Source organism: Rhizobium sp. KNZ14-9A, from assembly GCF_056755015.1.
In genome coordinates this window covers 1,605,366-1,624,279 of the sequence record NZ_JBPGXB010000002.1, presented here as the reverse complement: position 1 = coordinate 1,624,279, position 18,914 = coordinate 1,605,366, and the positions used below count along the sequence as shown (strand labels likewise).

The 18,914-nt window shown below is 61.1% G+C and carries 18 protein-coding genes; 9 read left to right on the top strand and 9 right to left on the bottom strand.

From position 1 onward, the window contains the following. Nucleotides 1-16: 16 nt before the first annotated feature. Entirely contained in the window at nt 17-550 is a 534-nt protein-coding gene (mobB, locus tag ACR9ZQ_RS14510) for a molybdopterin-guanine dinucleotide biosynthesis protein B (RefSeq protein WP_310387773.1), read from the top strand. 155 nt (nt 551-705) lie between these two features. On the opposite strand, the gene ACR9ZQ_RS14505 is transcribed toward mobB, so the two are convergent. Beyond that, a complete protein-coding gene (locus ACR9ZQ_RS14505; RefSeq protein ID WP_481428151.1) occupies nt 706-2,976 on the bottom strand; it encodes an OmpA family protein in 2,271 nt (756 codons plus the stop codon). Between the two features lie 338 nt (nt 2,977-3,314). Here ACR9ZQ_RS14505 and ACR9ZQ_RS14500 point away from each other — a divergent pair, with 338 nt between their 5' ends. From ACR9ZQ_RS14500 to ACR9ZQ_RS14475, 6 genes are all read left to right on the top strand, one after another. After that, nucleotides 3,315-4,088 (top strand): transporter substrate-binding domain-containing protein, encoded by a 774-nt coding sequence (locus ACR9ZQ_RS14500; protein WP_007819184.1) that lies wholly within the window; start codon nt 3,315-3,317, stop codon nt 4,086-4,088. A gap of 113 nt (nt 4,089-4,201) precedes the next feature. After that, on the top strand, nt 4,202-5,008 hold the full coding sequence (locus tag ACR9ZQ_RS14495; RefSeq protein WP_481428150.1) for an ABC transporter permease: 807 nt from the start codon (nt 4,202-4,204) through the stop codon (nt 5,006-5,008). After that, complete coding sequence (locus ACR9ZQ_RS14490; RefSeq protein WP_113321598.1) at nt 5,005-5,835, top strand: ABC transporter permease; 831 nt, start codon at nt 5,005-5,007, stop codon at nt 5,833-5,835. The genes ACR9ZQ_RS14495 and ACR9ZQ_RS14490 overlap by 4 nt, the downstream gene beginning before the upstream one ends. Nucleotides 5,836-5,997: 162 nt before the next feature. After that, a complete protein-coding gene (locus ACR9ZQ_RS14485) occupies nt 5,998-6,264 on the top strand; it encodes an usg protein (RefSeq protein WP_007816277.1) in 267 nt (88 codons plus the stop codon). Between the two features lie 43 nt (nt 6,265-6,307). Then, nucleotides 6,308-7,129, top strand: coding sequence for a class I SAM-dependent methyltransferase (locus ACR9ZQ_RS14480; RefSeq protein ID WP_481428149.1), 822 nt, complete (start codon nt 6,308-6,310; stop codon nt 7,127-7,129). A gap of 70 nt (nt 7,130-7,199) precedes the next feature. Further along, nucleotides 7,200-7,883: a glutathione S-transferase family protein gene (locus ACR9ZQ_RS14475; RefSeq protein WP_310387784.1), complete on the top strand. Its 684-nt coding sequence runs from the start codon at nt 7,200-7,202 to the stop codon at nt 7,881-7,883. Nucleotides 7,884-7,898: 15 nt separating this feature from the next. Here ACR9ZQ_RS14475 and maiA read toward each other — a convergent pair whose 3' ends face one another. The 6 genes from maiA to ACR9ZQ_RS14445 all read right to left on the bottom strand — a co-directional run bounded on the left by maiA (nt 7,899) and on the right by ACR9ZQ_RS14445 (nt 13,972). Further along, nucleotides 7,899-8,549, bottom strand: coding sequence for a maleylacetoacetate isomerase (maiA, locus tag ACR9ZQ_RS14470; RefSeq protein ID WP_310387786.1), 651 nt, complete (start codon nt 8,547-8,549; stop codon nt 7,899-7,901). 164 nt (nt 8,550-8,713) lie between these two features. Then, a complete protein-coding gene (locus ACR9ZQ_RS14465) occupies nt 8,714-9,535 on the bottom strand; it encodes an ABC transporter ATP-binding protein (protein ID WP_310387788.1) in 822 nt (273 codons plus the stop codon). An 11-nt stretch (nt 9,536-9,546) separates the two neighbouring features. Continuing rightward, nucleotides 9,547-10,383: an aliphatic sulfonate ABC transporter permease SsuC gene (ssuC, locus tag ACR9ZQ_RS14460; RefSeq protein WP_310387790.1), complete on the bottom strand. Its 837-nt coding sequence runs from the start codon at nt 10,381-10,383 to the stop codon at nt 9,547-9,549. 91 nt (nt 10,384-10,474) lie between these two features. Further along, nucleotides 10,475-11,650, bottom strand: coding sequence for an FMNH2-dependent alkanesulfonate monooxygenase (ssuD, locus tag ACR9ZQ_RS14455; RefSeq protein WP_310387792.1), 1,176 nt, complete (start codon nt 11,648-11,650; stop codon nt 10,475-10,477). A 65-nt stretch (nt 11,651-11,715) separates the two neighbouring features. Beyond that, a complete protein-coding gene (locus tag ACR9ZQ_RS14450) occupies nt 11,716-12,681 on the bottom strand; it encodes an aliphatic sulfonate ABC transporter substrate-binding protein (RefSeq protein ID WP_481428148.1) in 966 nt (321 codons plus the stop codon). A 325-nt stretch (nt 12,682-13,006) separates the two neighbouring features. After that, nucleotides 13,007-13,972: an aliphatic sulfonate ABC transporter substrate-binding protein gene (locus ACR9ZQ_RS14445; protein WP_481428147.1), complete on the bottom strand. Its 966-nt coding sequence runs from the start codon at nt 13,970-13,972 to the stop codon at nt 13,007-13,009. A 266-nt stretch (nt 13,973-14,238) separates the two neighbouring features. On the opposite strand from ACR9ZQ_RS14445, the gene ACR9ZQ_RS14440 reads away from it, so the two are divergent. Further along, nucleotides 14,239-15,108: an NAD(P)-dependent oxidoreductase gene (locus ACR9ZQ_RS14440; protein ID WP_481428146.1), complete on the top strand. Its 870-nt coding sequence runs from the start codon at nt 14,239-14,241 to the stop codon at nt 15,106-15,108. Between the two features lie 13 nt (nt 15,109-15,121). Further along, on the top strand, nt 15,122-15,805 hold the full coding sequence (locus ACR9ZQ_RS14435) for a DNA alkylation repair protein (RefSeq protein ID WP_310387801.1): 684 nt from the start codon (nt 15,122-15,124) through the stop codon (nt 15,803-15,805). Nucleotides 15,806-15,891: 86 nt separating this feature from the next. Here ACR9ZQ_RS14435 and ACR9ZQ_RS14430 read toward each other — a convergent pair whose 3' ends face one another. Beyond that, nucleotides 15,892-16,824, bottom strand: coding sequence for a LysR substrate-binding domain-containing protein (locus tag ACR9ZQ_RS14430; RefSeq protein ID WP_481428145.1), 933 nt, complete (start codon nt 16,822-16,824; stop codon nt 15,892-15,894). Between the two features lie 440 nt (nt 16,825-17,264). Then, complete coding sequence (locus ACR9ZQ_RS14425; protein WP_310387805.1) at nt 17,265-18,305, bottom strand: porin; 1,041 nt, start codon at nt 18,303-18,305, stop codon at nt 17,265-17,267. Nucleotides 18,306-18,914: the final 609 nt, after the last annotated feature.

The following is an 18,914-nucleotide window of genomic DNA, read 5'->3' as shown; positions in this document are numbered from 1 at the left end:
GAAAGAAGATGGGCGGATGACACAGAAAATCTTCGGCATCGCCGGCTGGAAGAATTCCGGCAAGACGGGCCTTGCGGTGCGCCTCGTCGAGGAATTCACCCGCCGCGGCTATCGCATCTCCACCATCAAACACGCCCACCACGATTTCGACATCGACAAGGTCGGCGCCGACAGCTACCGCCACCGCCAGGCCGGCGCACATGAGGTGACGATCGTCTCGGGCACCCGCTACGCCATCATGCACGAGTTGCGCGGCGCCCCGGAGCCGAGCTTCGAGGAGATATTGGCGCGGCTTGCGCCCTGCGATCTGGTGCTGATCGAGGGCTACAAGCGCGAGCCGATCCCGAAGATCGAGGCGCGGCGGCTGGAGGCTGCGAGGCGCGATCCGCTGGCGCCCGAGGATCGGCATATCGTGGCGATTGCGGCGGATCACGAGGTCGAGGATGCTGCAGGGCTCGCCTTGTTTGATCTCAATGACACGATCGCGATTGCGGATTTTGTTGCGCGCACGGTTGATCTTGGGGCTCCTCCGTCTCCCCAACCGGCGTGAGCGAACGTCTGAGCGGATAGTGAAGACCGCATTTGTTTTACCTGCGACCCCTCATCCGACCCTTCGGGCCACCTCCTCCCATCATCGCCATCACAAAATAAAAAGGGCGAGGCCCTCACGGACCCCGCCCTCCTCATAAAATTCCAGGTACTGGCTTACCTGTTCTGTGCCACAGGCCGCACCAGCGGCGTCACTCGGCGAATGGTCACGCGCCGGTTCTCCTGGTTCGGTCCTGCTGTATTCACCTTCAGATAGCGCTCGCCATAACCCTGAGTCGCAAGGTTCTCCGGCGGGATGCCATAGACATCCGTCAGTACGTTGGCGACCGATTCCGCGCGCTGGTCAGACAGAATCAGGTTGCTCTGGTCAGAACCCACCGCATCCGTGTGGCCTTCAATCAGGAAGGTCTCGCTCTTGTTCTTGTCGAGCACTTCGTTGATCGCATCGGCCACCTTGCGCAGCGTGCGGGCCTGGGTCATCGGGATTTCCGCACTGCCGGTCGCAAAGGTCACCGTATCCAGGTCGATGCGGCGCACCTTGTCGCGGATACGGGCGGAATATTTCACCTCGTTCAGCGAATATACGCGTTCGACCGGTTCGACGGGCGGCTCGCTCAGGAACTCGTAATAGTCACGGTCCGGATCGGTGCTGGTGTCGATGATATAGTCGTTTAGCGGCACGCGCAGGCGCATCGGCGGCAGGTCGGCACCCGGATCCTCGAAGTAATCACGGTCCGGATCCTCGTAGAGCTCGGGCGAATAATAGAGCACCTCTTCCCGGCCGCGGGCATCGACGCGCGAGCGCTGGATGATGTCGCCGTAGCGGTTGCGGATCGTCACGATGCGATAGCCTTCGGGCCGCATGATCGTTTCGCGGTAGCGGTCGCCCGAAAGCTCCTCATAGCTCGGCCGTTCGCCATCGCGCAGGAAGCGGCGGTCGTCGTCGCTGCGAACAATGGTGCGGTCGCCGAACTGGATGATGACGCGGCTGTCGTCCGTGCGTTCGCCGTAACGCACGCCATCAGGCTGGGCGAACTGGGGACGGCGGTCGATGCGCCGACCTTCTTCACGCGTGATGGCCTCGATCTGCACCGGCGCACGCTGTTGGGTGGCGCTCAGCGACTGAGCCTCGGCATCCGAGGTCGGCAGCTTGAAATCCTGGCTGTCGGCGCGCTGGCGGTCTCGGTCGCGACGGCCCTGCCGGCCCTGGCTGCGGTCCGCATCCTTGTCGCTGTCCAGAACAGCGGCACCATTCTCAACCGGCAGGACGATGGTCTCGCTACTCTTGGCAGGATCCTGGGCGATCTCCTTGCGGCGCTCCAGCTCCTGCGGCGTGACCTTTTCAGGCGCGGGAATGGACTGTTCGGCCTGCTGCGGCGCTACGGCTGCCGGCTGTTCGCCAGGCTGCGGCACGATGGCGGCAGGCTGTTCAGGCTGCTGGCCGGGTACGGGCTGGACAGCCTGCTGACCATTGGCGGGCGGTTCGCCAGCGGCAGGCTTTTCAGCGGTTGCCGGCGTTTCAGTTGCAGCGGGCTTTTCGGCTGTCGCAGGCTTTTCCGCCGGGACGGGCTTCTCGCCTGTCGGCTGTTCGGCCGTTGCGGGCTTTCCGGCTGGGACGGGTGCCTCACCGGAAGGTGCTGCCTGCTGCTCGGTTGCCGCGGGACGCTTGCCGCCGGCTGGCCGCTTGCCGCCCTGCTGCTCCGCCGGCTGTTCCGTGCTCTGCTCCGCGGGCTGCTCTGTCGTTTCCGTCTTCTGGCGCTGCGGGCGCTGGCGCGGTTTTTCAGCAGGCTGATTCGCCTCGCCGGCGGCCGGCGCTTCGACAGCCGGCTGCTGCGAGTCAGGAGCGGCCTGCTCGGCATTCTGCTTGCGATCGCGCTGGCGCTTCGGCTGCTCTGCCGGGGGCTGCTCCGCCTGCGGCTGCTGAGCTTGCGGCTCGGCCTGCTGTTCCGGCTGTGCCTGCTTCTGGCGGCGCGGCCGCTGCGGTTCCTCGGCGGCAGGAGCCTGCTGGTCGGGTGCTGCCTGTTCGGGCTGGGCTTCGCGCTGGCGGCGTGGACGTGCGGGCTCCTCGGCCGCGGGTGCCTGGGCTTGCGGCTCTGCCTGCGGTTCGGGCTCGCGCTGGCGCTTGGGCTTCTGTTCCGGTTCCGGAGCGCTTTCGGCGGGCGCTTCGCGCTTCTGCGGCTTCTCGGCTGGCGCCTCCTGCTGCTGTTGCTGCTCTTCTGCCTGCTTCTTCTTTTTCAGGAGCTCCTCTTCGGAAGGTGCGTCCTGCGCTACCTCGTAGCTGCCCCCAACGGCGGTATTGGCAACAGTGCCGGCAGCGCCATGCTGAACCCCGCCGACTGCGGCGTAAGCGCCTACCGGCGGCACTACGAAGGCAAGGGAAAGCAGCGGAAAGGCCGCGCTCGCAAACAGTCTGGATTTCATGCCCATATGGGGTTTCCTCGTCCTTGTTTTGACTTCGACCGGGGCTCACTGCCCCGCAATCACGGCTTTTTGTGCACCACGCGAAACTCAAAGCGCTAAAATGCCGATTTGTTCCGGAAGCTAGGAAGGCACGCATTAACCTCGCCTGAACGTGGCGGTCGGTCCTCGTTCATGTCGGCTCGCACGCTGGCTGCCGGTTGCAGCGCACAATTGCGGCGGGATTCCTGTTGCAATTTTGTGAGAAAAGGTTTGATTATCGCCGCAAGACGGTGGTGGCACCGTCGAAGTGTGCGGCCTCCGGCGAACAACAAAAAGGCCCGGAGCCACCAACAGAGAGGATCCTCATGCGCATTTCCACCAAGCTCCTTGCTGCTGCCTCGATGGCGGCAATGTCTCTCTTCGCCGGCGCGGCGCTTGCCGACGGCGAAAAATATGTGATCGGCACGGACTCGACCTATCCGCCTTTCGAATTCGTCGACGCCAGTGGCACCATTCAGGGCTTCGACATCGATGTCGCCAAGGCACTCTGCGCCCAGATGAAGGCCGAATGCTCCTTCGTGTCCACTGACTGGGACGGCATCATCCCGGCTCTGAACGCCAAGAAGTTCGACATGATCGTCTCTTCCATGTCGATCACGCCTGAGCGCCTCAAGCTCGTCGACTTCTCCAACAAGTATTACAACACCCCGCCGGCAATCGCCGTGCCGAAGGACTCCACGATCACCGATGTTGCCGGCCTCAAGGGCAAGGTGATCGGCGCGCAGACCTCCACGACCCATGCCAACTACGCCGAGAAGCATCTCGCCGACACCGAACTGAAGCTCTACCCGACGGCTGACGAGTACAAGCTCGACGTTTCCAGCGGCCGCGTCGATGCCGTCATCGACGACGTCGTCGTTCTCTCCGAATGGGTCAAGTCGGATGCCGGCTCCTGCTGCAAGATCCTGACGACCCTGCCGGTCGACAAGGAAATCAACGGCAACGGCGCAGGTATCGCCATCCGCAAGGGCGATCCGCTGAAGGAAAAGCTGAACACCGCAATCGCCGCGATCCGCGCCAGCGGTGAGTACAAGAAGATCCAGGAAAAGTACTTCGATTTCGACGTTTACGGCGAATGATAAATTCGCTATCTGGCCGATGAAGATGATGGCGGAAGGCTTGCTCTTCCGCCATTTTTGTTTGACAAAGGTGGCAATATCAAAACGGCAAAAGCCGTGAGGGGAATTCTGGCATGGGCGGATTATTTTCCGCGCTTGGCTCCTTCTGGAGCCTGATTGTGCACATCGTCGATCCACTGTGCGGGCCCGTTGGCATCTTCACCTGGTTAGCGCCGTCGACAATTCTTGCCTGTGGCGATACCGGCTGGGGCGACGAGATCGCACTCGGCCTGCAGGTCACCGTTTCGGTGGCGGTCGTCACCTTGCCGATCGGTCTCGTCATCGGTTTTCTGGTCGCGCTCGGCCAGCAATCGGAAGAGAAATCGCTGCGGCTGGCGGCCGGCGTCTACACCACGATCTTCCGCGGCCTGCCGGAGCTTCTGACGCTCTTCATCATCTATTACGGCATGCAGATCCTCATCCAGTATCTGCTGGATCTCGCCGGCTATAGCGGCCCGCCGGTCGAAATCAACGCCTTCTTTGCTGGCGTCATCGCGCTGTCGGTCGTCTTTTCCGCCTATTGCTCGGAAGTGCTGCTCTCGGCCTTCCGCGCCATTCCCAAGGGGCAGTATGAAGCGGGAGACGCGCTCGGCCTGCATCGCGGCCGCACGCTGCGCCTCATCGTCTTGCCGCAGCTCGTTCGCATCGCCCTGCCCGGCCTCACGAATCTCTGGATGGTGCTGCTGAAGGACACGTCCTATGTGTCGATCATCAGCCTTGCCGATATCCTGCGCCAGACGAGTGTCGCCGTGCGCGTGACCAAGGAGCCCTTCTTCTTCTATGGCCTGGCCTGCTGTCTCTATCTGGCGCTGGCCATCCTTTCCTCCTTCCTGCTCGTCTATGTCGACCGCTGGGCCAAGCGCTCGGAGGTCCGTCGATGAGCTACGCTGAAACATTGATCCCCCCGCAGCCGGCACCCCGCGCCGTGGCAAAGCCGATGACGGCCTCACGCCTCGCCGGCAATATATTCGTGGCCTTCTGGGCGCTGCTTGCCGCACTCCTGATCTACACCGTCATCAATGGCTGGGATCCGGAGAAGTTCACCCGCTACGGGCCGCGTTATCTGCACGGCCTGTGGATGACGCTCAGCATTGTGGGCATTTCGGTCGTCTGCGGCGCCGTGCTGTCTCTGCCGCTCGCCATGGCGCGCATGTCAAAAAATCGCGTGCTGAACTGGCTCGCCTACGGCTACATCTATTTCTTCCGCGGCACGCCGCTGCTGGCCCAGCTATTCCTGGTCTATTACGGCCTCGGTGCGTTCCGGCCGCAGCTGGAAGCGGTCGGTCTCTGGTGGTTCTTCCGCGATGCCTGGTTTTGCGGCGTCTTCGCTATGACCATCAATACCGCGGCCTATCAGGCGGAAATCCTGCGCGGCGCCATTGAAAGCGTGCCATATGGCCAGCGCGAGGCGGCCGATGCACTCGGCATCCACCGCATCATCGCTTTCCGCAAGATCATCCTGCCGCAGGCCTTCATCGTGGCGCTGCGCCCCTATGGCAACGAGATCATCCTGCTGATCAAGGGCTCGGCGGTCGTTGCCATCATCACCGTGCTCGACCTGATGGGCGAGACGCGTTATGCCTTCTCGCGTACCTTCGACTACCAGACCTATCTGTGGGCGGCGATCTTCTATCTCACGATCGTGGAAGCCTTGCGCCACCTCTGGGGCTGGATCGAGCGCCGCCTGACGCGCCACCTGAAGCGCTGAAGAGACTTGGCAGCACTCTCCTATCGCTGCTGCCAAGTTATTGAAATCAAAAACAAATAGCGCTTTTATGCGATATCTGTCAAGCTTCCGTTAACCACGACATGATCTCATATCATGCAGCGCTAATAAGCGCAGAGTGGGAACAAGAAGAAGTGAGACAATATGCACAAGGACATGGAAAAGCAGCTTAAGGGTTACGGGCTGACGACGGCCCAGATCCTCTACCGCATGCCGGATCATCCGGCCTTTCTTCAGACCTATATCTGGCAGGACTACGACCTCGCACCGGACTTTCCGGAAATGCATGGTTTCCTGAAGTTCTGGCAGGAGAAACTGGATGGGCCGCTGCATTCGGTGCGTTACATTCACCGCAGGCTCATTTCGGCAACGGAGTGGCGCTCCCTTAAGGGCGAATTCATATTGCACTGAAATTGCAGTTGCGATGGTAAGCTGTGGGCTCTAAAACGCCCGCATGAACAAAAAGAAGATCGACGAAGAGGCTCTCGCGGAAGCCTATAACCGCGCTCTTGCGCTTGAAAAAGCCGGTGACATCGATGCGGCCGTGGAAGCCTATCAGGAAGTCCTGGCCATCGATCCCGACGATCACGGCGGCGCGGCTGTGCGCATTGCCTCCATGGGCCGCGGCGAAACGCCTGTTCGAGCGCCGGACGCCTATGTCGAAACTCTCTTCGATCAGCATGCCGAAGTCTTCGAGGATGTGCTGGTGGAACAGCTCGGCTACCATGTGCCGATGCTCGTGCGCCAGCGCCTGCAGGACCTGAAGCTCGGCCCCTTCAAGCGCATGCTTGATCTTGGTTGCGGCACGGGCCTGACCGGCAGCGCGCTGAATGACCTCTGCGAGGAGATGATCGGCATCGATATCTCCGAGAATATGGTCGTCATCGCCGATGAGAAGGAAGTCTATGAGACGCTCTTCGTTGCCGAGGTCGAGGATTTCCTCGACGACAATGAAGAGGATCCTTTCGATCTGATCACCGCGACTGACGTGCTGCCCTATCTCGGCGCGCTGGAGCCGTTGTTCTTCGGCGCTGCAGAGAACATGAATGCCGGCGGCATCTTCATCTTCTCCTCGGAAACCCTGCCCGAAAGGCTGGCAGACGGTCGCGCCTATATGGTCGGCCCGCACCAGCGCTTCATCCACACCGAGACCTATATCCGCGAGCGCCTGGCCGCCACAGGCTTCGAGCTCATCGAGATGATGGAGATCAACGTGCGCATGCAGGAGGGGCGGCCGAGCCCCGGCCATCTGGTGACGGCGCGTCATAACGGCTGAACGTGCCATCTGGCATTTTACGGGCGCCTTGCTAATTTCTTGACCTGATCTCTTCAGGAAAGGTCAATGCATGGCGCTCGTTCTCTACCAGCATCCGCTTGCCTCCTTCTGCCACAAGGTGCTGATCGCTCTCTACGAAAATGGGACGCCCTTCGAAAACCGCTTCGTCGATCTCGCCGACGAGCAATCGAGCGCCGACCTTCTGCGTTTCTGGCCCGTCGGCAAGATCCCCATCCTGCGCGACGAGACGCGCGACAGCACGATTCCCGAAACCAGCATCATCATCGAATATCTGGACCGGCACTATCCCGGCCCTGTTTCACTCGTGCCGGAGGAAACCAATGCCGGCCTGCAGGTCCGCCTCTGGGACCGCTTCTTCGATCTCTATGTGCAGGTGCCGATGCAGAAGATCGTCATAGACCGGATACGCCCGGAAGGCTCGGCCGATCCGCACGGCGTCAATGAAGCGCGCGCCATGCTGTCTCTCGCCTATGATATGGTGGAAAAGCAGATCGACGGCAAAGCCTGGATCACCGGCGACGCCTTCACCATGGCCGACTGCGCCGCGGCACCCGCCCTCTTCTACGCCCGCACGCTGGTGCCCTTCACCGAGAAGCGCCCGGGCATCGAAGCCTATTACCGCCGTCTGCTGGAGCGCCCCTCCTTCGCCCGCGGACTGAAAGAGGCGCTGCCCTATTTCAAGTTCTACCCCTACAAGGAAAACCTGCCGGACGAGTTCCGGCCGCAGGAATAGCGGGCGCCCGCCTTGCTAATGAGCGTTCGAGTAGCCGGCCTGCCGAGAAGGATGGGCCTGCGCAAATTCCGGAAGGTCGAAACAGCGCGTCCCGAGAGCCGCCAGGGACGGAAAGGCCGATAGGTCGATCTTATTGAGATCGGCCATGACGATCTGGCCGGCGATGCAGATATCGGCAATGCCGGGGGCCTCTCCGAGCGCAAACGGTGCCGGCGGGCGCCGGGTGAGCAGGCGCTCGTAGGTCGCAAGTCCCTCCGTCGTCCAATGCCGGCACCATGTCTCGATCGCGGATGCATCTGCGCCGAATGCCTGGCCGAGATGTTTGCGCACGCGCGGCACGATCAGCGGGTGGGCATCGGCGACGGCGACCAGCGCCAGCGACCGAGCATAGGCTTTCTCCCTGGCATCCTCGGGCATCAAGCGCGGCTGCGGATGGATATCGTCGAGATATTCCATGATCGCCAGCGATTGAAAGACGCGATGGCCATCGTGAACCAGGGTGGGCACGACATGTTCGGCGTTCACTTCGGCATAAGCAGCATCGAACTGACGCCCGGAGAGAATATCGATTTCGATTTCCTCGAAAGGCAGTTTCTTCAGGGCAAGCGCGACGCGGACACGAAAAGCCGCGTTTGAGCGCCAGAAGCCATAGAGTTGAATGGTCATGGGAGTGATCCGCTCTGATTGAATGCCAGGTATCGCGATGATGCGAACCTGCTCTTATCTAGCGGATGATCCGCCCTCGCGTCTCGCCTCGCGCCATCGCAGCGACGCAATGTCACTTGCCGGCATTCAGGTGGCTGCCTTCCGGAAGGCGACGAATGGCGAGCCTAATGCCCGCCATCGCTACCGAGGATCGCCGACAGCAGCCGCCCTTCGAGCTCCGCCAACGCCGGATTGCCGTGGCGGCGCGGGTGCGGATAGGGAATGGCGAGATCAAGCGCGATGCGGCCCTCTTCCAGTACGATCACCCGGTCGGCGAGATGCACGGCTTCGCTGACATCATGGGTGACGAGCACAGTGGTGCATCCGAGTTCGCGCCAGACGCGGTTCAGCAATTGCTGCATGCTGATGCGAGTGAGCGCATCCAGCGCGCCGAGCGGTTCATCGAGCGCCAGAATGCCCGGCTTGCTGACGAGCGCGCGGGCGAGCGCCACACGCTGACGCTGGCCGCCGGAGAGGCGTGCCGGCCATTCGCCTGCCTTTTCGGCAAGCTGCACTTCATCAAGCACAGCCTGGGCTTCCTCACGCGCACGCTTCTTCTCGACGCCTTCGCCGAGACCGACGACGACATTGTCGGCGACGCTGAGCCAGGGCAAGAGGCGCGGTTCCTGGAAGACAATGCGAGCATTCGGATGCGTCTCGCTGCCATCAGCACCTTCGAAGTGTAGATCGCCCGACGTAGGTTCATCGAGGCCCATCAGGATGCGCAGCAGCGTGCTCTTGCCACAGCCGCTCTTGCCGATAACGGCGACGAACTGGCCGGCCGGAATATGCAGATTGATGCCGCGCAGCACCCGGTTGGCGCCAAAGCTCTTTTCGAGACCGGAAAGTGTGATGGCAGCAGCGCCTTCACCGGCGGCAACCGGCTGGTTCTCGGAGAATTCTACAGCTTCGGCGGCATGAAAACGTTCGTGCGTGACAACGGTCATGGCTTCAACTCCTACTTGGCGTAAGCCGGGTTCCACTTGAGCGTCTGACGCTCCAGCGCGCGGGCGACGACATCGGCGAGCTTGCCGAGCACGGCATAGATGACGAGCGCCAGCACCACGACATCGGTCATCATGAATTCGCGGGCATTGTTGGCCATGTGGCCGATGCCCGAGGATGCGGCAATCGATTCCGAGACGATCAGCGTCAGCCACATGATGCCGAGCGCATAACGCAGCCCGACGAAGATCGACGGCAGCGCGCCGGGGAAGATCACCTTGCGGAACAGCGTCCAGCCGCTCATGCCATAGACCTTGCCCATCTCGATCAGGTCGCGATCGACATTGCGCACGCCATGATAGGTGTTGAGATAGACGGGAAAGAGCACGCCGAGCGAGGTGAGGAACAGCTTCGATTCCTCACCGATGCCGAACCAGAGGATGACGAGCGGGATCATCGCCAGATGCGGAATGGTGCGTAGCATCTGCAGCGTCGTATCCGTCAGCTGCTCCGAGAGTTTCGACACGCCATTGGCAATGCCGAGCAGGAAGCCGATCGAGCCGCCGACCAGAAGGCCGGCAAAGGCCCGCGCCGCGCTGACCATAACGTCCTCAGGCAATTGCCCCGAGATCGTCGTCGTCCAGAAGGCAGAGGCGACATCGGCCGGAGACGGCATGATGCGCGAGGAAATCCAGCCGACAGAACAGCCAAGCTGCCAGAGTGCGACGATCGCAACCGGCACCAGATAGGGCAGCAGCTTGTCGCGGCCGGGCAGCGGCAGGCGGAAACCCGCCCTACCCTTGCGCGTCTCGGCGGCAGCCCGCGCAAACGGCGTATCGAAAGTCGACATGGATATCTTCCTCGCGCTTCGGTTCTGAACAATTCCGGCAAAGCTGTGCGGGGCTTCGTGTCCGGAACTGCGTTGGGAAAAGCGGCCCCTATCAGGAGCCGGAAACGACCTTCAGGTTGCCGCCATGGCTACCGCCGGCAAAAACCTTCTTGCGGCCGAACTCGTTGTTGAAGCTCAAGCGCTGTTCGTCCCTGCTGATGCCGAGTTCCGGGAAGAGCAGTTCGGCGACGCGATAGGCCTCTTCCAGGTGCGGATAGCCGGAGCCGATGACCGTATCGATGCCAACGTCCTGATATTCCCTGAGACGAGCAGCCACCGTTTTCGGTGAGCCGACGAGCGCAGTACCCGCACCGGCGCGCACCAGGCCGATACCGGCCCAGAGGTTCGGTGACACTTCAAGCTTGTCGCGGCGCCCGCCATGGAGGGCTGCCATGCGCTTCTGGCCGACGGAGTCGGATTCCTTGACGAAACGCTCCTGCGCTTCGGCGATCGTCTCGTCATCGAGATGGCGGATCAGGCGGTCAGCGGCTTCCCATGCCTCTTCGTCCGTCTCGCGAACGATGAAGTGCAGGCGGATGCCGAAGGAGACGTCGCGGCCCTTGCCGGCAGCGGCAGCGCGCACTTTCTGAACCTTTTCGGCAACCTGTGCCGGCGGTTCACCCCAGGTCAGGTACTTGTCGACGCGGCCGACGGCGAAATCGATGCCGGCATCCGAAGAACCGCCGAAATAGAGCGGCGGGCGCGGCGACTGCACCGAGGGGAAGCCGAGGCGGGCATCGGTCGCCTTGATGTACTTGCCGTCATAGCTGGCGACACCCTTTTCGAGCAGTTCTTCGAAGACATGAAAGAACTCGTCGGCATGGGCGTAGCGCTCGTCGTGCTCCAGATGGATGCCGTCGCCGGCAAGCTCGGCGGGGCTGCCACCAACGACGATATTGAGCAGCAGGCGGCCGTTGGAGATGCGGTCGAGCGTGGTGGCAAGGCGGGCATAATAGGCGGGTGACGCAGTACCCGGGCGGATCGCCACCAGGAACTGCAGCTTCTCGGTCCGCGCTGCCAGCGCCGAGGCCATGACGAAGGATTCCTCGCAGGCGACACCGGTCGGCAGCAGCACGCCGGAATAGCCGAGACGGTCGACCGCCTGGGCGATTTGCGTCAGATAGCCGATCTCCGGTGCGCGGTTGAGATCGGTGGAACCGAGATAGGTGCCGTCACCTGAAGTCGGGATGAACCAGAGGAAATTGATCGGGTCGGATGAAGCGGTCATGAGCGCATTCCTTTCTTATAACTGTCTGAAATCGGCGGTGCGGCTGTCAGCTCGCCCGGCGGCTGTCAGCTCGCCTTCGGGTGCCAGACGATATCGCTGACCTTGAGCTGCTTCGGCACGATCTTGAGCTTGTAGAAATCATCGGCGAGCGCCTGCTGATAGGTGAGCGCGGCATCCGGCACGAGAGAGATCTTGCCGAGGTCGGCCTGGCTGCGGGTGAGCGTGACTCGGGTGATATCGGCGGGTACGCCGGTGATCTGGGCCAGCGCCTTCACCGTGTCGTCAAGATTGGCCTGGGCGGCCGCGCCGACCTTGGCGAGCTCGTCGATCACATCGACGATCACTTCGGGATTGGCGCCGGTAAAGGTACCGTTGCCGAGGAAATAGCCCCAGTTGTCGAGCAGGCCTTCGGAGGTCGTCAGCACCCGCGTCTGCGGATCGGCTTCGGCCACCGCAAAGAACGGGTCCCAGATCGCCCAGGCATCGATGCTGCCGGTCTTGAAGGCCGCTCCCGCATCCGGCGGCGGCAGATCGACTTCGGTAATATCGGCAAGCGAAAGCCGGGCCTTGGCGAGCACCTTGAGCGCAAAATTATGAGCGCTGGAGCCACGCTTATAGGCAATTTTCTTACCCTTCAGATCCTCGAGTTTCTGGATCGGCGAATCCTTCTGGACGAGAAGCCCGTGGAAGGCGGCAGGTCCCCGATAGGCGCCGACATAGAGAAGATCGCCACCGGCCGCCTGAGCAAAGAGCGGCGGCACATCGCCAGAGACGCCGAAATCCAGTGCGCCGGCGCCGACAGCCTCGAGCAGCGGCGGGCCTGACGTGAACTCATTCCACTCGACGCTGACGCCCTTGGCCTCAAGCCGCTTTTCCAGCGCGCCCGAGGCCTTGGCGAGTGGCAGCACGCCGAACTTCTGCCAGCCGATGCGAAGCGTCGTGGCCGCAGCCTTTGCGGAGCGAACCTGCGGCAGGATGGTGGCGGCGGCCGCAGCGCCGAAAAGGCCGAGCGTCTGTCTGCGAGTGAACATGAAATCTCTTCTCCGTTCTGGTGGCTTTCGGCCGTTCCCTGCTGCGAACCAATGTCGCGAACCGGTCGCGCCTGATCATGCGGAGATACTGACATAGACGACCAATTAGATCGACAATATCAATTTGCTATTCTAACTCGGTCAGGAGAATAATTTTCCCCGGTTCCGCGGCATGGGTACGCTCCCATGCCGCGGTCGTAGGACCCTGCCCCAGCGCCCACCCCAAGCTGCAGGAGAGATCCTCCGTCCGGCGGCTATCAGATGCCCGGGTGCTGACGAAGTCAGCTACCTCGGCGGCTGCCTTGGTCAGCTCGCCCGGCGGCTATCAGCTTGCCTTCGGGCGCCAGACGATATCGCCGGTGGTCAGCTTCTTCGGCACGATACCGAGATTGTAGAACTCGTCGGCCAGCGCCTGCTGATAGGAGGCTGCCGCATCGCTCACCGTCGTCACGCTGCCGAGATCGGCGCCGGGGCGCTGCAGCGTCATCCGCGTTACTTCGGCGGGAACACCTGTTATTTCCGAGAGCTCCTTGATCGTCGCATCGAGATTGTCCTGCGCCGAGCGGCCGACCTTGGCGAGCTCGTCCAGCACGTTGACGATGACCGTGCCGTTCTCGTCTGTGAAATCCTTGTTGGCGAGGAAGAAGCTGTAGGAATCGACGATACCTTCCGCCGTCGTCAGGATGCGCGTATCGGGATCGGCTTCCGCGATGGCGAGATAGGGATCCCAGATCGACCAGGCATCGATGCTGCCATTCTTGAAGGCAGCTGCCGCATCCGGCGGCGCGAGATCGATCTGCTGCACATCTTGCGGCGCCAGCCCCGCCTTACGCAAGACTTTGACCGTTACGTTATGAGCGCTTGAACCGCGCTTGAAGGCAACCTTCCTGCCCTTTAGGTCTTCCAGCGTCTTGATCGGCGAATCCTTGCGAACGAGGATGGCCGAGCCCGCCGGGCTGCCGCGATAGATGCCGACATAATAGAGCGCACCGCCTGCCGCCTGAGCAAAGAGCGGCGGCACGTCACCCGTCGCGCCAAAATCGAGTGCGCCGGCGCCGAGCGCTTCGAGCAGCGGCGGGCCGGAGGTGAATTCCGACCAGCTCACAGTGATGCCCTGATCGGCAAGCCGCTTTTCCAAGGCGCCGCGACGCTTGGCGAGTGCCAGCACGCCGTTCTTCTGCCAGCCGATGCGAAATTCCGTTGCTGCGGCACGGGCCGGCTTGACGGACGGCAGAATGGCCGTGGCGGCTGCGGCTCCGAAAAGCCCGAGCGTCTGTCGACGTGTGATCATCGCTATCCCCTATTTCTGGCAGGCCCGCGCTCCTGCTGCGCTGGCCGGTCCGTTTCGATAGATTGATGATGATTTAGTCTATAAATTAGATCGACAAAGAAATTTATCATATTCGTGATATCTGAAACTTTCCCGACCCCGTTTTGTCAGGCTCGGAGAAATTTTGTTCCAAGGTAGGCCTTCTAACCCGTCCTCTTGGCTTTCCGCCGCCCCCCGTTTCCGCTAATTCTCGAAACCAGTTTGCAAGCGGTCATGGAGAACAGCATATGGCGAAAGTCGCTTTCATCGGTCTCGGCGTCATGGGTTTCCCGATGGCGGGACATCTGAAGACAAAGGGCGGCCACGATGTCACCGTCTATAACCGCACGGCCGAAAAAGCCGCCGCCTGGGCGGAAAAGTTCTCGGGAAAGTCCGCCCCTACCCCTGCGGAAGCCGCCGACGGCTGCGATTTCGTCTTCGTCTGCGTCGGCAATGACGACGATCTCCGCCAGGTGACTACAGGTGAAAACGGCGTGCTGAAGACCATGAAGCGCGGCGCGGTGCTGATCGACAACACCACGGCCAGCGCCGAAGTCGCCCGCGAACTCTACGAAGCCGCCAAGGCAAAGGGCGTCGACTTCATCGACGCTCCCGTCTCCGGCGGTCAGGCTGGTGCTGAAAACGGCGCGTTGACCGTCATGTGCGGCGGCGATGAGGCTGTCTTCGAAAAGGCAAAACCTGTTATCGACGCCTATGCCCGCATGGTCGGACTCATGGGGCCAGCCGGCTCCGGCCAACTGACCAAGATGATGAACCAGATCTGCATCGCCGGCATCGTCCAGGGCCTTGCCGAAGCCGTGCATTTCGGCAAGCGCGCGGGGCTCGATATCGAAAAGGTGGTCGACGTCATCTCCAAGGGGGCGGCCGGCTCCTGGCAGATGGAAAACCGTCACAAGACCATGAACCAGGGCAAATACGATTTCGGCTTTGCCGTCGACTGGATGCGCAAGGATCTCGGCATTGTGCTGACCGAAGCTCGCAACAATGGCGCCAAGCTGCCGCTGACGGCCCTCGTCGACCAGTTCTACGGCGATGTCCAGGCGCTCGGCGGTAACAGGTGGGATACGTCTTCTCTGCTCGCCCGCCTCGAAAAATGACCACGCCCTGTCAATGATCTCCCCATCTTCGAGTGCAGCAGAACTGATCGCGCATCTTCAGACGCTGCGCTCTGAAGACAATATCGCCGGCATGGCGCGTTTCGGCATCGTTACCGAGACGGCCATCGGCATTTCCAATCCTGATCTGCAGAGGATCGCCCGGCTCGCAAAGAAGGATCACACCAGAGCGAAAGCGCTCTGGGCAAGCGGCATCCGCGAAGCGCGTTTGCTGGCGCTCTACACGTTCGATCCGAAAAGTCTTACGGAAGCCGAGGCCTGCATACTTGCCGCCGACTTCAACTCCTGGGAAATCGTCGATTGCGCCGCCGACCTCTTCATCGAGGCGAAACTCGACGCACTGATCCCGGACTTTGCCGCCGATGAGCGTGAATTCGTCAGGCGAACCGCCTTCGCCATGATCGCCGGTGCGGCCGTACACCGGAAGAAGGACCCGGATGAAAGCCTGCTTGCCTACCTGCCGCTGATCGAAGCACATTCCACCGATAACAGAAACTTCGTCCGCAAAGCCGCCAACTGGGCACTCCGCAACATCGGCAAGCGCAACCGCGCCTGCCATGGTCAGGCGCTCGCCCTCGCCGAACGCCTCGCCGCAAGCATGGACAAGACGGCGCGATGGATCGGCAAGGATGCGGTCAGGGAACTAACGAGCGAAAAGCTGCTGGCCCGGCTCGGCTAAGCGCCCGGCATTGCGCGAAAACAAAGCGAATAATTCCAGCAAAACTCTGCCGCGGTTTCGCGATAACACTTGCATGGAACAGAGCTTTACTGTGCTGCGATCGCAGCCCCTGTCGTAACGATCTGATGCTGCTTGGATTTCTCGACGAGGAAATCGATCAGCGCCCGCACCGCCGGCGGCATGCCCTTGGTTGTGGTGAAGACCAGATAGAACTGGCTCTCCACCGTCTGCCACTCCGGCAGCACGCGAACCAGCCGGCCGGACTGGAGATCCGACGCGCAGGCATTTTCCAGGATGAGACCGTAGCCCACACCTGCCCGAGCAGCATCGAGGATAGCCGTCATGCTGCGGCAGGTGAGCCGCGGTTGATGGCGTACGACCTTCTTCTCGCCATCAGGCCCAACCAGCTCCCAGGTGTGGAAGGACATCCAGGTGGTCATGGCAAGCGTCGGCGCATTGCCGAGGTCGTCAACGCTGCCGAGTTCGCCCATGCGCTCGACGAGCGAGGGGCTGGCGACCAGGATGCGCCGTGCCCGGTCGAGCTTGCGCATCATCAGGCTCGTCTGTGTTTCCGGCTCGCTCGCCGCGCGGACTTCGACGTCGATGCGCTCGTTGATGAGGTCCGTGCGCCGGTCGGAACCGATGATCTGCAGCTTGATCTTGGGGTAGCGCTCCAGGAATTCCGGCAGCACGGCTCCGAGCGAAATATCGATCAGTCCGAGCGGGCAGCCCATGCGCACGATCCCTTGCGGATCGGACTGGGCCTCCGTGACGATCGACTTCGCACGATCGGCCTCTCTCAGAATCGTCTGGCATTGCTCATAGAAAGCCTGCCCGATCTCCGTCACCCGGAAGTGACGTGTGGAGCGCTCGATCAGCCTGGCGCCGAGGCAATCCTCCAGACGGCTGACGCGCCTGCTCAACTTGGAGCGGGGTATTTTCAATGTTCGACTTGCGGATGCAAAACCACCGCTGGAGACGACGGCAGCAAAATAGAAGTAGTCGTTAAGATCGTCCATTATCGAAACCTACCCGAGAGTAGTAGTGAATGCCAGCCTCTGAAATGCTTATAGCGCCTCACCTGTCACGTTACAGTCACATTATTGGCATCGATTCCCGAGGAATAGAACCTGTCCAGACGCGTAGTTCATCGGATGAATTTTTTCAACCAAAAGGTGTATATCGCGCAAAAAAATGGCGCGATTGATCAAGGGCAGCGAATACACTGATAGTTTTTAAATGTGCTCGACGTCGGGAAAAATCCGGAGGAAAGCCTTCCGGCAAGATGAAACAGGTAAGCGTGGCGGCGCTCCTGGCTTCATAACGACTTTAACTGCAAAGGACTGGCCCAGCAGGGAAAACCGGACCAGTCCCTCGTTACTGATCGGAGGTCATTCTGATCAGAAACTCGTGGGGTTAGGAGACCCCCGGCGCAAGGCCGGGGGTTCCGTCGCTCAGATTAGAACGAGCGCTGCAGACGGAAGTAGCCGGTCGTGACGTCGTCGCCATCTTCCGGATCCAGGTACTGGACGGAAGCCTTGGCGTAGAAGTTGTCAACGATCTGGTAGTCAACCGTCAGACCGACCTTCCAGGCATCGCCGAGACCGTCGAAGTCATCCGGAACATCCGAAGAGCCGCCGAAGTAGTTGCCGTAGTACTGAACGCCGGGGGTGATCTTCAGCTTGTCCGTTGCCTTGATGGCGTATTCGGCAGCAACTGCCCATTCAGCGATCGAGTAGTAGGAGTTCGGGCCGCTGGAGTAGACAGCTGCGAGGCCGAGCGTGCCCGGGCCGAGTTCAGCCGTACCCATAGCGCGGATTGCGCCATCTTCGTTGTCGAAGTCGTAGCCGCCGGTGACCTGGTAGCTGAACGCACCTGCCGTGCCGCCGATGCCGAAGGCAACGCCGACGTTGTTCGGCTCTTCGCCATCCTTGAAGACGCCGTCTTCCAGTTCGTCGACGCTGAGGCCAGCGTAGAAGGAACCGGTTTCGTACTGATAACGGAGCGAGTTATGCAGCGTTACGTTGGAGCCGATGTCGTCCGTTTCGCCGGAGAGACCATCGTCCCACCAGGAGTAGAAGAGACCAGCGCGGAAGCCAGCGACGTCAAGGTAAGCGGAGTCGAGGATCGTCGACTGGTCAGACGCGTTGTCGGCGTTTGCCTGAAGAACGATAACGCCGGTGAGCGGACCGTATTCGGTGTCGCTCTTGGCCGTGAACTGAACCTGACCACGGGTTACAGCATCCCAGCTAGAGTCGTTCGGGCGAGCGTCGGTTTCGCCAACGCTCGGGCCGACGTTAACCTGGAAACGGATGTAGCCTTCGATCTTCAGGCAGGTTTCCGTGCCCGGGATGTAGAAGTAGCCGGTGCCGTAGGCGTCGCAGACGCGAACGTACTCAACCGGCTCCGGCTCGGCAGCAACGATTGCGTCTGCTGCGAGTACCGGGGTCGATGCAGCAAATGCCGCTGCTGACGCAAGCAATACCATCTTGATGTTCATTGTAGAATTCCACTCCTTTGTCGATCGGGGCTTTACCCTGTCTCCGAAGATCCAAAGCCGACCCGTTTGAACAGCCTCACGGCGTGCGGATCGATCGAACCGCCGAACGTTCATCCCACAGACATCTGACTGTAGCAATTCGTGAAGGGAGCCAACCCCCAGCCTGAGCATGCTTTCTGCGCCAGGCGTGGTTTTTATACAACAATTTCAAGTGGATAAATAGCTAACGCACAAATGCCGCCGCGGTAACCAGTGGCTACCGCAAGCGGCTGAAATGTTCCTCCCAAGGCACCGCAAAAATGGAGCAGAGCTCGAACGTTTTCGCGAAGCAACCAGACTTTAGCGGCGGCTAAGGACTATATAAAGATGGGAGATTAGGACATAGTGTCCTGAAATCGAACCTAATGGTGCAGAAAGCGACCATCAATCGATTTGAGGCCTACTTTTTGTTGCAGAAGCAACCATAGGTGCGCATTTTTGGCGTCGCTTAAACGTTTCGCCAACAACATAAAAAATCGTGCAAGGCGCGATATTGCGCTGCACGGACATTATAAAAGTGTTCCAGATACCCCCGGACCACCCTTCTAAATCGGCCCCCGTGCCTCCCAA

Excerpts from the sequence above, each read along its gene's own strand:
- mobB (WP_310387773.1), top strand. The coding sequence starts at position 17 with ATGACACAGAAAATCTTCGGCATCGCCGGCTGGAAGAATTCCGGCAAG.
- ACR9ZQ_RS14480 (WP_481428149.1), top strand. The coding sequence starts at position 6,308 with ATGAACAAAAAGAAGATCGACGAAGAGGCTCTCGCGGAAGCCTATAAC.
- ACR9ZQ_RS14495 (WP_481428150.1), top strand. The coding sequence starts at position 4,202 with ATGGGCGGATTATTTTCCGCGCTTGGCTCCTTCTGGAGCCTGATTGTG.
- maiA (WP_310387786.1), bottom strand. The coding sequence starts at position 8,549 with ATGACCATTCAACTCTATGGCTTCTGGCGCTCAAACGCGGCTTTTCGT.
- ACR9ZQ_RS14440 (WP_481428146.1), top strand. The coding sequence starts at position 14,239 with ATGGCGAAAGTCGCTTTCATCGGTCTCGGCGTCATGGGTTTCCCGATG.
- ACR9ZQ_RS14445 (WP_481428147.1), bottom strand. The coding sequence starts at position 13,972 with ATGATCACACGTCGACAGACGCTCGGGCTTTTCGGAGCCGCAGCCGCC.
- ACR9ZQ_RS14425 (WP_310387805.1), bottom strand. The coding sequence starts at position 18,305 with ATGAACATCAAGATGGTATTGCTTGCGTCAGCAGCGGCATTTGCTGCA.
- ACR9ZQ_RS14485 (WP_007816277.1), top strand. The coding sequence starts at position 5,998 with ATGCACAAGGACATGGAAAAGCAGCTTAAGGGTTACGGGCTGACGACG.
- ssuD (WP_310387792.1), bottom strand. The coding sequence starts at position 11,650 with ATGACCGCTTCATCCGACCCGATCAATTTCCTCTGGTTCATCCCGACT.
- ssuC (WP_310387790.1), bottom strand. The coding sequence starts at position 10,383 with ATGTCGACTTTCGATACGCCGTTTGCGCGGGCTGCCGCCGAGACGCGC.
- ACR9ZQ_RS14500 (WP_007819184.1), top strand. The coding sequence starts at position 3,315 with ATGCGCATTTCCACCAAGCTCCTTGCTGCTGCCTCGATGGCGGCAATG.
- ACR9ZQ_RS14435 (WP_310387801.1), top strand. The coding sequence starts at position 15,122 with ATGATCTCCCCATCTTCGAGTGCAGCAGAACTGATCGCGCATCTTCAG.
- ACR9ZQ_RS14505 (WP_481428151.1), bottom strand. The coding sequence starts at position 2,976 with ATGGGCATGAAATCCAGACTGTTTGCGAGCGCGGCCTTTCCGCTGCTT.
- ACR9ZQ_RS14465 (WP_310387788.1), bottom strand. The coding sequence starts at position 9,535 with ATGACCGTTGTCACGCACGAACGTTTTCATGCCGCCGAAGCTGTAGAA.
- ACR9ZQ_RS14490 (WP_113321598.1), top strand. The coding sequence starts at position 5,005 with ATGAGCTACGCTGAAACATTGATCCCCCCGCAGCCGGCACCCCGCGCC.
- ACR9ZQ_RS14475 (WP_310387784.1), top strand. The coding sequence starts at position 7,200 with ATGGCGCTCGTTCTCTACCAGCATCCGCTTGCCTCCTTCTGCCACAAG.
- ACR9ZQ_RS14430 (WP_481428145.1), bottom strand. The coding sequence starts at position 16,824 with ATGGACGATCTTAACGACTACTTCTATTTTGCTGCCGTCGTCTCCAGC.
- ACR9ZQ_RS14450 (WP_481428148.1), bottom strand. The coding sequence starts at position 12,681 with ATGTTCACTCGCAGACAGACGCTCGGCCTTTTCGGCGCTGCGGCCGCC.